This window comes from Duganella sp. Root198D2 (genome assembly GCF_001428585.1).
Lineage (GTDB): Bacteria > Pseudomonadota > Gammaproteobacteria > Burkholderiales > Burkholderiaceae_D > Rugamonas.
The window spans coordinates 42,370-53,012 of the sequence record NZ_LMIC01000004.1 but is presented as its reverse complement, the minus strand read 5'-3'; the positions used below and the strand labels follow the sequence as shown (position 1 = coordinate 53,012).

At 63.6% G+C, this 10,643-nt stretch carries 10 protein-coding genes; 7 read left to right on the top strand and 3 right to left on the bottom strand.

Annotated elements, in window-relative coordinates:
- The first annotated feature begins 5 nt into the window (after nt 1–5).
- Genes ASE26_RS06410 through ASE26_RS06390 form a run of 5 tightly spaced genes read left to right on the top strand, consistent with a single transcriptional unit; the run spans nt 6 to nt 4,184 of the window.
- Nucleotides 6–458, top strand: a complete 453-nt coding sequence (locus ASE26_RS06410; protein WP_055934618.1) for a DUF2141 domain-containing protein — start codon at nt 6–8, stop codon at nt 456–458.
- Nucleotides 458–1,132 (top strand): ABC transporter ATP-binding protein, encoded by a 675-nt coding sequence (locus ASE26_RS06405; protein ID WP_055934617.1) that lies wholly within the window; start codon nt 458–460, stop codon nt 1,130–1,132. The genes ASE26_RS06410 and ASE26_RS06405 overlap by 1 nt, the downstream gene beginning before the upstream one ends.
- Nucleotides 1,129–2,358: an FtsX-like permease family protein gene (locus tag ASE26_RS06400; protein WP_055934615.1), complete on the top strand. Its 1,230-nt coding sequence runs from the start codon at nt 1,129–1,131 to the stop codon at nt 2,356–2,358. Before ASE26_RS06405 ends, ASE26_RS06400 begins: the two co-directional genes overlap by 4 nt.
- Before the next feature lie 3 nt (nt 2,359–2,361).
- Nucleotides 2,362–3,072: an outer membrane lipoprotein-sorting protein gene (locus ASE26_RS06395; RefSeq protein ID WP_055934613.1), complete on the top strand. Its 711-nt coding sequence runs from the start codon at nt 2,362–2,364 to the stop codon at nt 3,070–3,072.
- Nucleotides 3,069–4,184: a hypothetical protein gene (locus tag ASE26_RS06390; RefSeq protein WP_055934611.1), complete on the top strand. Its 1,116-nt coding sequence runs from the start codon at nt 3,069–3,071 to the stop codon at nt 4,182–4,184. The genes ASE26_RS06395 and ASE26_RS06390 overlap by 4 nt, the downstream gene beginning before the upstream one ends.
- An 85-nt stretch (nt 4,185–4,269) precedes the next feature.
- Here ASE26_RS06390 and ASE26_RS06385 read toward each other — a convergent pair whose 3' ends face one another.
- Nucleotides 4,270–5,652, bottom strand: coding sequence for a pitrilysin family protein (locus tag ASE26_RS06385; RefSeq protein WP_055935369.1), 1,383 nt, complete (start codon nt 5,650–5,652; stop codon nt 4,270–4,272).
- 3 nt (nt 5,653–5,655) lie between these two features.
- Nucleotides 5,656–6,972, bottom strand: a complete 1,317-nt coding sequence (locus ASE26_RS06380; RefSeq protein ID WP_055934609.1) for a pitrilysin family protein — start codon at nt 6,970–6,972, stop codon at nt 5,656–5,658.
- A gap of 102 nt (nt 6,973–7,074) precedes the next feature.
- On the opposite strand from ASE26_RS06380, the gene ASE26_RS06375 reads away from it, so the two are divergent.
- Both ASE26_RS06375 and ASE26_RS06370 read left to right on the top strand, forming a co-directional pair.
- The gene (locus ASE26_RS06375) at nt 7,075–9,921 is read left to right on the top strand and encodes a CheR family methyltransferase (RefSeq protein ID WP_057245787.1); all 2,847 of its coding nucleotides are present in this window, start codon (nt 7,075–7,077) and stop codon (nt 9,919–9,921) included.
- Nucleotides 9,922–9,947: 26 nt separating this feature from the next.
- Nucleotides 9,948–10,430: an acyl-CoA thioesterase gene (locus ASE26_RS06370; protein ID WP_055934605.1), complete on the top strand. Its 483-nt coding sequence runs from the start codon at nt 9,948–9,950 to the stop codon at nt 10,428–10,430.
- A gap of 9 nt (nt 10,431–10,439) precedes the next feature.
- Here ASE26_RS06370 and ASE26_RS06365 read toward each other — a convergent pair whose 3' ends face one another.
- Nucleotides 10,440–10,631, bottom strand: coding sequence for a hypothetical protein (locus ASE26_RS06365; RefSeq protein WP_055934603.1), 192 nt, complete (start codon nt 10,629–10,631; stop codon nt 10,440–10,442).
- Between the last annotated feature and the right edge of the window lie 12 nt (nt 10,632–10,643).

The window sequence follows — 10,643 nt, the reverse complement described above, 5'->3', positions numbered from 1 at the left end:
ATGGATTGAAGAACACGAATATCCTGATGATCGCCGGGGCACTGGCACTGGCCGGCGCCGCGGCCGCCTATGCCATCGGCGTTCGCCAGCCGGCGGTAGCCGGCACGGCAACCGTAAACGTCACCCTGGGCGGTGTCGCAGGGCAGAAGGGTGCGCTGATGGGCGCCATCTGCAACAGGAATTCATTCCTGAAGGCCTGCCAGTACTTTGCGGTGCAGCCGGCCGTTGCCGGCAACGTACTGACGTTCCCCGGCGTGACGCCCGGCAGCTACGCGGTCATGGTCTACCACGACGAAAACCTGAACGGAAGGCTGGACAAGTCAGCCAACGGCATGCCGCAGGAAGGGTGGGGCTTTTCCCGCAATGCGCGCGGCCACTATGGCCCGCCAAGCTTCGACGATGCGCGCATCGACATCAAGGCAGGCGCCAATGACATCGCGCTGGACATGGTGTACTGATGGCGCCCATCGTCGACGTCAGGCAGGTGAGCAAGCATTACCGTCGCGGCGATGAACGTATCGCAGCGCTGGATGGGATTTCCTTCCAGGTGGCGCAACCTTCGGTGGTGGCGATTGCCGGCCCTTCGGGCAGCGGCAAGAGCACCTTGCTTGGCATGCTGGCGCGCTTTGAACAGCCGGACAGCGGCAGTATCCACCTTGACGGCGCCGCGCTGGACGCGTTGCCGGAGCATGAACTGGACGCCTTCCGCAACCGCAAGCTTGGCTTCGTGTTCCAGAATTTCAACCTGGTCGGCACCCTGACCGCGCAGGAAAACGTCGAACTCGCACTGGCTACGTGCGCACTGCCGAAACGCGAACGGCGCCAGGCGGCGAGTGAAGCCCTGGCCATGGTCGGCATGGAGCACCGCCTCGGCCACACTCCGGCGCAATTGTCCGGCGGCCAGCAGCAGCGCGTGGCGATTGCGCGCGCCCTGGTCAATCGCCCCAAGCTGGTGATCGCCGACGAACCCACCGGGAACCTGGACAGCAAGACTGCGCAGCAGATGCTGGAACTGGTCGACCGCCTGCACCGCGACCTTGGCACGACCTTCATCATTGCCACCCACGACCAGCGCGTGATGGATATGGCGGGCCAGGTACTGCGCCTGGAAGACGGCAAGGTGGCCGCATGATGCAATGGCTGGTGCTGGCCCATCGCAACGTGATGCGCAACGGCCGCCGCTCGCTGCTGCTGGGCGGCACCATCGCCATCGGCACCCTGGCCTTGCTGCTGTTTGCCGCCTACATTGCCGCCTCCCTCGACGGCCTGCGGGAGAGCACCATACGCGGCGGGCTTGGACATGCGCAGATCAGCGCCGTGGCGCCTGCGGACGGCTACGTGGAGCAGCAGCTGCAGTACGGGCTGGACGATGCCGAGCGTACCCGCATCGAAGCGCTGCTGGCACCGATGGACGGCGTGCGCCGCATCGCGCCGCGCCTGCAATTCAGCGGGCTGGTTTCGAATGGTCCGCGTACATTGACCTTTGAAGCCCAGGGCGTGGACCCGCTGCGCGAAAGGCAGGCTTTCGGCACTTTCCAGTTGCTGGCGCAGGGCGCGCCACTGCGTGCCGGCGAGGAGGGCCGCTACCAGGTCCTGGTCGGCAGGGAAATGGCGCGGCGCCTCGGCGTGCGTAGCGGCCAGTCCTTGACCCTGATGACAACGACGGTGCATGGCAGTGTGAACGCGATGGATGTCGAAGTCGTCGGCCTGCTCTCCACCGGCATTCCGGAACGCGACCTTTACACGCTGCAGATCCCGATTGAAACCGCGCAGGAGCTGCTGCGTACGAAAAAGATCTCCCACCTGTCCTTGCTGTACCAGGACACGGCAGGCGCCGATGCGCAGTCGGCAGCCATCGCGCAGGCAATCGGCAGCAAGGTACGCCTGCAGCGCTGGCAGGACCTGGCACCGCTTTACCCGCAAGTCATGGCGCTGTTCCGCAACCAGTTCATCGTCTTCGGCGCCATCATCGGCCTGATCGTGTTCCTCGGCGTGGCGGCGATGACGCTGGCCACGATTTACGAGCGCGGCAAGGAAATCGGCACGCTGCGCGCGATGGGCATCCCGCAAGCGATGGTGCGCCGCCTGTTCATGTTCGAAGGCTTGCTGCAGGGCGCATTCGGTGCGCTGGCCGGCGGCGCGGTGGCCTGGCTTGCCACGCTGGCGATCAATGCCGCCGGCATCGAACTGGCACCACCGCCTGGCCGCAACGTCGGTGTGCCGCTGCACCTGTTATGGCTGCACCAGCCGAGCCTGGCGATTGTGGCAGTCCTGCCCCTGCTTGCCATGATTGCAGCCTGGCTGACCAGCAGGCGCATCGGCCGCATGCCCGTAAAGGCCATCCTGACTTCCAATTAGACCATGCTGAAACGATTCCTGATCCTGATGATGAGCGCCGGCGCGGCCCAGGCGTCGGCGCCAAGCGCCACCGAAATCCTGCAACAGGTGGACCAGTACCGCATGCCGGTCAACAGCTTCGAGGCGAACGTGCGGATCGAGGCGGGCAATGGCCAGGAACCCGGCACATATGTCATCCGGGGCGCCAATTACAACCAGGTGCTGGTGGAAGCGACCAGTGTCGACCAGCGCGGCCAGAAATTCCTGACCACCGACAGCGGCCTGTTTTTCTACGCCCCGCGCACACGGCGCGCGATTCGCCTGACGCCATTGCAAACCCTGCTCGGCAAGGCCAACATCGGCGACCTGTCGCGCATCCGCTTCAGCCACGATTACGACGCGGCGGTACTGGAAGGCGAGACCGACGGCTGTCCGGCCAAGAGTTGCGTCGCGCTTGAGCTGCGCAGCCGCAGCGAAGCGGCCACCTACTCGAAGATCACACTCCTGGCAGCGCGCCAGGAGGGGCGCTATGTACCGCTGAAAGCCATGCTGTACGTCGCCAGCGGCAAGTTGCTGAAGGTAGCCACCTTCGACGCAGCGAAGGGCGGCCTGCCGCCGACCACCCGCTACGCCGACCCGCAACTGCCCGGCGAAGAAACGCGGGTCGTATTCGAAAAGGTAAAGGCAGCTGAATTCCCGGCCAATATGTTCAACCCGCGCACGCTGGAGCAATGAAGCGATTGCAATGCCTGCCGCTGGCAGCGGCCGTCGCGGCAGCCGCACCGGGCGACGCGTCGGCAGGTGAAGACTGGGTGGGTGGCTTCGTACTGGGCGCGCAAGAGCGCACCATCCTGCAGGACACACCGCTCAACCGCGATAACTTCCTCGACATCGCCGGCAAGGGAACGCGCGCCGTCGTACTGTTCGAAGGACGCCAGCAAGACATCACCTGGCGCGTGCGCACCGAAGCACTGAACACAGACCGGGATGGCACGCGCAGCAAAGCCGTGCTGCAGGAATTGAACCGCGTGTTCGAGCTGGGTGAAGGCGCCTCGCTCTCGCTCGGCAAACGCCTGTACGCCCTGGACCCCTCTTATATCAACCAGCCCCTCGGCTTCCTGCAAAAGCGCACGGACCTCAGCGATCCATTGGATACGCTTGGCAACTCGGAAGGCATTCCGATGGCGGTGCTGGCGTGGAGCGGAGCACGCGCCAGTGTCGCAGCCCTGCATGCGCGCCAGGCTGGGGGGCGCGTGCAATCGATTCTCAAATTCGGCTACGAATTCGACGCCATTAGCGCAGGCATGGTGCTGCGCCGCGCGCATAGCGAAGACGCTGGCATCGGCGCCACCATCAGCGCCGCGCCGGCGGATGCACTGTCCTGGTACGCCTCCGCCTACCGTGCAGGAGGCGCATCGCGCTACACCCGCGCCACCGCAGGCATCGTCCTGACGCCATCCACGCTACCCAAGCTGCAACTGGAATACGCCTACAACGGCCAAGGCATGGCGGACGACGGCTACGAAGCGTTGCGGCAGCAAGCGCAATCGAACCTGCCGCCGCACATGCTGGCTAAGTTGGCGAGCCGCCTGCCCACCCTGGGCGCAAGACAGCACTACGGCAGCCTGACAGTGTCAAAAGCGGCAGGCGCGTGGGACGTCGGCGCAGGAGTGTATTTAGGATTGGACGACAGCAGCCGCGTATGGCACGTCCAAACCGACTACGCATTCAGCGCACGCACGCACCTGATGTTCTCGGCAATGCGCCAGGAAGGAAAGAACGGCAGCGAAAGAGCCCTCTCGCCGGTCAAAGAAACGCTGGCCCTGCGCCTGCGCCATGCATTTTAGAAGTCGGGGTCAGCTCCGGCAATCTGCCATAAAGCGCACAGCCGTGCGCTTTATGGCAGATTGCCGGAGCTGACCCCGACTTTCATCATGGCTGGAAGCCGTCGGCGGTGATGTCGAGGTTCGTTACTTCGCCGTATTTGGCGGCGATCTTGCCGATCTCGGAGGCTTTGCCTACCAGCACCATCTGCAGGTTCTTGCGCGGGAAGTGCTTTTCGACCAGTTGCTTGGCGCGTTCCGGCGTCAGGCTGTCGACGTCTTTCATGAAGTTGTCGATCTGGCTGCGGCTTACCTCGTTGGCGTACATGTCGCCGAGCAGGGACGCCAGCTGTTCGCTGGTTTCATAGCGCGGCGGGAACTGGCCTTTTACGTAGGCCTTGGCTGAGTCCAGCGTTGCCTTGTCGATGCCTTTGCTCCACAGGCGGTCGTAGGTTTTCAACGCCAGGTCGAGCGCGGCTTCCGTCTTCGGCAACGCGGTGAAGCTGGAGATCGAGAACGTGCCGGTCTGCGACATGGTGTTGAAGCCCGAATTGGCACCATAGGTCAGGCCGGAATTCACGCGCAGCTCGTCGTTCAGCCACGAGGTGAAACGTCCGCCCAGCACCGTGTTCAGCACCTGCAGCGGTACATAGTCCGGATCATTGCGGGCGATGCCTGGACCGCCGATCAGGAAGGTGGTTTCGATCGCGTCGGATTTGTTCACCACCCATACGCGCGCCTTGTCCGCCTGCACCTTGCCGTAGCTGGTGCGTTGCGGCGCAGGGCCTTCGGCTTTCCATTGGCCGAACAGGGCTTCCACCTTCTTGCGCATTTCTGCCGGGTCGAAGTCGCCAACCACCACCAGCGCCGCATTATCCGGGCGGAAGTACTGCTTGTGGAAGGATTTCACGTCGTCCTGTTTCAGCGCGGTGAGGCTGTTGACGGTGCCGGAGGATGGGTTGGCGTAGGCGGCGTTCCCGAACAGCATGGCGCGGTAGTAGTTGCCGACCACCAGGCGCGGGCTTTCCTTGGCCTGCTTCAGGCCGTCGACCTTGCGGCCACGCAGCTTCTCCAGTTCGGCCGCGTCGAAGCTTGGGGACTGTACCAGTTCTGCGAACAGCGGCAGCAGGGTGTCGGTGTCCTTGCGGGCGAAATTGGCCGCGACGGTCGATTGTTCGACACTGCCGCCGCCGGTCAGCACTGCGCCGCGGAAGTCGAAGGCCTGGTCGATTTCGGCCTTGCTGTGCCTGGAGGTGCCGAGCAGCACGCCGTCGCCGGTCAGGTTGGCCAGGCCGGCTTGCTTGCCGTCGTTGACGGCGCCTGCCTTGACCACGGCGCGCACGGCGACCAGCGGGACGTCGTGGCGTTCCATCATGTACACGGTCAGGCCGTTCGCCAGCTTGGCGGTTTCAAAGGCTGGCAGCTTGAATTCGGCGGCTTGCGCGGAGGCTGCGACCGCGCCGGTGAGCGCTACGGAAATCAGTTTCTTCATCAATCAATCCTCCTTTGCGTCCAGCACGCCAATGGTGCGCTGCGATTTCTTCAGGTACTTGGCGGCGACGCCCTGGATCTCGGCCACCGTCAGCTTTTCGTAGGCGGCAGGGGCGTCAAAGGCTTTCCTGTAGTCGCCGTTGAAGACTTCATAGTTGCCCAGCATCTGCGCCTTGCCATTGATGGTTTCCTGCTGGCGGTAGATGTCCAGCAGTTTGCTGTTCTTCACCTTCTGCAATTCCGCTTCGCTCACGCCCTCCCTGGCAACCTTGTCGACGGCTTCCAGCAGGGCTTTCTCGACCTTGGCCGGCGCCACGCCGGCGGCGGCCACAGTCATGAGGTACAGCAGGCCCGGGTCGAAGCCATCGCCGCTGCCGGCGGTGACGCTGGTTGCCAGCTGGGTCTCCACCAGTGCCTTGTACAGGCGCGAAGTCTTGCCGTCGGTGAGAATGGCTTGCAGCACGCTCAGCGCGTAGGTGTCGGCGGCGGCGCGCTCCGGTATCTTGTAGGCGACGATCAGGTTGGCGGACGTGGCCGATGGCTTGGCCACGAAGACGCGGCGTTCGCCTTTCTGTTCAGGCTCCACGGTGCGCACGGCAGGCGGCGCTGCGCGTTTCGGAATGCTGCCCAAGTATTTGGTGGCCAGTTTTTTCACCTCGTCGACCTTGACGTCGCCGACGATTACGGACACCGCATTGTTCGGCGCATAGTAAGTGCGGAAGTAGTTCTCCAGGTCGTTCTGGGTCCACGCCTTGATGTCGGATTCCCAGCCGATGGTCGGAATCGCATAGGGGTGGGCGACGAAAGCGACGCTGTCCAGGTCCTGCATCAGCATCTGCGCATTGGAGTTTTCCAGGCCGGTGCTGCGCTCGGACAGCACCACGCCGCGTTCGCTGTCCACCATCTTCGGATCGATCGACAGGTGGGCGATGCGGTCGCCTTCCAGCTTGAAGATGGTTTCCAGCGAGGAGGCCGGGAACCAGTCCTGGTACACCGTGACGTCGCTATTGGTGTAAGCGTTGTTGGAGCCGCCATTGGCTTCCATGGTGCGGTCGAACATCTTCGGGCCGTAGTGCTTGGAGCCGTTGAACATCATGTGCTCGAAGAAGTGCGACAGGCCGGTGGTGCCCGGCGCTTCGTTGCGCGAGCCGACCTTGAAGAAGGTGTACATGGTCGCATTCGGGATGCCCGAACTTTCCAGCACGATGAATTTCATGCCGTTATTCAGCGTAAAGGTCTTGACCTGGTCGGCCGTCAATGCGGCCTGGGCAGTCGAGGCGGCCGCGCAGGCCAGCACCGTCGCCAGAATTTTCAACTTCATTGGGTTTCCTTTGGGTGAAAGAAGTTGCTGGAAGAATACTGGATTCATAGCGAAAATGCTAATTTTTAAGTAAGGGCTAGAATGGGGCAGGAGCCCTAAACGATGAACTCGCCAGAAGCACTCGGTAAAGCTGAGCTGGGCATGGCCAGTGTGAAGTTCCCGCTGGTCGGGATCGGCGCGTCCGCTGGCGGGCTGGCCGCGCTGGAGCGCATGTTGCCTGGCTTGCCGGAGGCGCCTGGGTTCTCGATCGTTATTATCCTGCACCTGCTGCCGTCCCATTCCAGCAGATCCGCCGAAACCTTGCAGCGTTTTAGCAAGATGCCGGTAACGCAGGTGACGCAGCATCCGACCGAAGTACTGGTCAACCACATTTACGTGATTGCCCCCGGCACGCTGCTGAAAGTCGAAGACCGTTTCCTGTTCATCGATGAGGCAAATGCCGGCCATACTTCTCTGGGCGCGATCGATTACTTCTTCCACTCCCTGGCCCTGTCGCACCGGCAGCTGGCGACCGGGGTGCTGTTGTCCGGCATGGGGCAGGATGGCTGCGGCGGCCTGGCGGCGTTGCGCGAGCAGGGCGGCACCACCGTCGTCCAGCTGCCGCAGGACGCCCAGTTCGGCACCTTGCCGGAAACTGCCATCAAGGCCAGCCAGGCCGACATTATCCTGCCGGCATCCGACATCGCAGCGCGCCTGCTGCTGCATGAAAGTAACGATGCCGGCATTTTGCTGGTGGATGGTGTAGAGACGGAAGATGCGGCCGTGCAGGAAGTGCTGGCAATGGTGCACGAGAGCACTGGACATGACTTCCGTAATTACAAGCGGCCGACAATCCTGCGCCGCCTGGAGCGCCGCCTGCACCTGCGTGGCATCCCCAGCGTGTCCGCCTATCGCACATTGTTGGTAAATGACGACAGCGAAGCGCGCAAGCTGATGAAGGATTTGCTGATCGGTGTCACCGGCTTTTTCCGCGATCGCCTGTCGTTCGACCAGTTGCGTGATGCGGTATTGCCGGCCATGCTGGCGGCGCGTGCCAAAGGCGAGCTGCGGGCCTGGGTTGCAGCCTGCTCGACGGGGCAGGAAGCCTATACGCTGGCGATGCTGCTGTCCGATGCGGCGCGCGCGATGGACAACCCGCCGCGCATCCATATTTTCGCCTCCGATATCGACGAGCAGGCACTGGGCGTGGCGCGTGCCGGCATGTACCCGGAATCGATCCAGGACGAAGTGCCCCCGGCCAGCCTTGAGCGCTATTTTGTCCGCGCAGGTAAACAGTACCGCGTGCGCCAGCCGCTGCGTGAGCTGATTACCTTTGCCAGCCATAACCTGCTGCGCGACCCGCCGTTCTCGGAACTGGACCTGGTCACTTGCCGCAACTTCATGATCTACCTCGACCGGGCAATGCAAAGGCAGGTGCTGCAGCGTTTCCATTTCAGCCTCAGTCGCGGTGGTATTCTGTTCCTCGGCAACGCGGAAACCGCGACGCCAGTGCCCGAGCTATTTTCACATGTGGACCGTGAGCACAGGATTTACCAGGCTCGGGTCGTTGCCGGTGCTAGCGCGGAAGTCGCGGCGCCTGCGCGGCGCGTCAGTTTCACACATGCTCCGGCTGGTGCAGGAAAAGCGGTGCCGCAGCACTTGTCGCCCGACGAACTGTGCAGCCGCCTGGCCATGGCGGAGAGCGGCTGCGAAGAGCTGCAGTCGCACAATGAAGAACTATCGACTGTCAATGCCGAACTCGCCGCCCGCCTGGACGATACCGGCCGTGTCAACGACGACCTGGTCAACCTGATTGCAGCGGCGGACCTGGCTACCATCTTCGTCGGTCCCAACCTCGCAGTTAAACGCTTCACACCGCGCGCCGCCGGCATATTCAACCTGATTCCACGCGATGTCGGCCGCCGCCTGCTCGATATCACCCACCGCCTCGATTACCCCGAGCTGCAGTCCGATGTGGCCGCGGTGCTGGAAAGCCAGCAGCCGCAGGAACGGGAAGTCAACGCGCTCGATGGCGGCCATTATATCGTTCGCGTGCGGCCTTACCGGACCCGGGACGACGAGGTTGCCGGCGCGGTGCTGACGTTTGTCGATATCAGCCGCCGCCGTATTGCCGAGGACGAGGTCCGTGCCCGCGCCGCCGACCAGCACTTCCTGCTGCGGCTGGGCGACAGCCTGCGGCCGCTGGTTGACCCCATGGCGCTACTGGCGCTGGGCTGCCGGATGCTGGGCGAGCGGCTCGCTGTGCCGCAACTGTCTTTTGCCGGTATCCGGGGCGGGCGCTACGACACGATGCCGGGGTATGCCGCCGGCGCTCCCGCGCTGCACGGCAGCGGCGAGGTGGAAAAGCTCGGGGCGGCGGCGCTGGCACGCTGGCGCGACGGTGAGGCGGTTGTGGACGATGACATCGAGGACGCTGTCGGCATGGGAGGGCTGTCGCAGCTTGCCGGCGGGCGCGGAGCGATCCTGGGCGCCGTTTGCCACAAGGGCGATGTGTGGCTCGGCTTCTTCCTGGCCTGCCAGCCTGTCGCGCGCAAGTGGGAGCCATCCGAAGTAGCGTTGTTCGAGGAGGCTGCGGCGCGCATTGGCGTGGAATTTGAACGCGCGCGTTCGCAAGCAGCCTTGCGCGCCAGCGAATCGCGCCTGCGCCATGTGCTGCGCGATATCTCAATCCTGAGCTGGGAGGCCGATGCCAGCGGCAAAGGCAGCGAAGCATGGCTGGAATCGATCCATCCCGACGACCGGGCGCGCGCCCGCAGCATGTGGCGCGATGCAGTGCGGACTTCGACCAGCGGCGAGGCCAAGGTGCGCCTGCATGAAGCTGGCGGCGACTGGCTGCGGGCCAGCGTGGTGGCGACCCCGCTGCTCGATGAACAGGGCGGGGTGCGCGAATGGAGCGGCTGCATCATCGACGTTGATGAGCGTACGGCGGCGCCATCGGGTAGCATATAGCCATCTATAACTACCTTGGCATGGCGATGGAAAATACGATGCACTGGTCGGCGCACGAGCTGTCGATGACGGTTTTGATGACGCCCGACATGGCGAACTTCTCTGGGAATGTGCACGGCGGCGCCATCCTCAAGCTGCTGGACGGCGTAGCTTACGCCTGCGCCAGCCGCTATTCGGGCAGCTATGTGGTGACGCTGTCGGTAGACCAGGTGATGTTCCTGCAGCCTATCCATGTGGGCGAACTGGTGACCTTCCTGGCCTCGGTCAACTACACCGGCAGCAGTTCGATGGAAGTGGGCATCCGGGTGGTGGCGGAAGACATCCAGAAGCGCCTGGTGCGCCACGCGAACAGCTGCTATTTCACAATGGTGGCCGTGAGCCAGGACCGCAAGCCGCAGGCGGTGCCGCCGCTGGTGCCGCAAACGCCGGAACAGATCGCACGCTGGGAAAAGGCGAAGCTGCGCAAGGCCGCACGCCAGCAAGTGGCCGCTGCGGTCAGGAAAACTTAAGCAGGCAGCTTAATGCGCGCGGCGATGGGTCGGATAGACCAGCGTCCGCAGCGCAATCGGCTGCGGCACGCCCATCGCGAACAGGAATTCGGCGGCGCGGCGCAAACCCACTTCGGGCAGGGCGGCTACAGCCTGGTTGATGATGTCGCGCGTCCGGTGGTCGCTGCGTACTTGCTGTCGATGCAGGTCTACGCTGTTCATGTCCACTCTCCT

Excerpts from the sequence above, each read along its gene's own strand:
- ASE26_RS06395 (WP_055934613.1), top strand. The coding sequence starts at position 2,362 with ATGCTGAAACGATTCCTGATCCTGATGATGAGCGCCGGCGCGGCCCAG.
- ASE26_RS06370 (WP_055934605.1), top strand. The coding sequence starts at position 9,948 with ATGGAAAATACGATGCACTGGTCGGCGCACGAGCTGTCGATGACGGTT.
- ASE26_RS06405 (WP_055934617.1), top strand. The coding sequence starts at position 458 with ATGGCGCCCATCGTCGACGTCAGGCAGGTGAGCAAGCATTACCGTCGC.
- ASE26_RS06375 (WP_057245787.1), top strand. The coding sequence starts at position 7,075 with ATGAACTCGCCAGAAGCACTCGGTAAAGCTGAGCTGGGCATGGCCAGT.
- ASE26_RS06380 (WP_055934609.1), bottom strand. The coding sequence starts at position 6,972 with ATGAAGTTGAAAATTCTGGCGACGGTGCTGGCCTGCGCGGCCGCCTCG.
- ASE26_RS06400 (WP_055934615.1), top strand. The coding sequence starts at position 1,129 with ATGATGCAATGGCTGGTGCTGGCCCATCGCAACGTGATGCGCAACGGC.
- ASE26_RS06390 (WP_055934611.1), top strand. The coding sequence starts at position 3,069 with ATGAAGCGATTGCAATGCCTGCCGCTGGCAGCGGCCGTCGCGGCAGCC.
- ASE26_RS06385 (WP_055935369.1), bottom strand. The coding sequence starts at position 5,652 with ATGAAGAAACTGATTTCCGTAGCGCTCACCGGCGCGGTCGCAGCCTCC.
- ASE26_RS06365 (WP_055934603.1), bottom strand. The coding sequence starts at position 10,631 with ATGAACAGCGTAGACCTGCATCGACAGCAAGTACGCAGCGACCACCGG.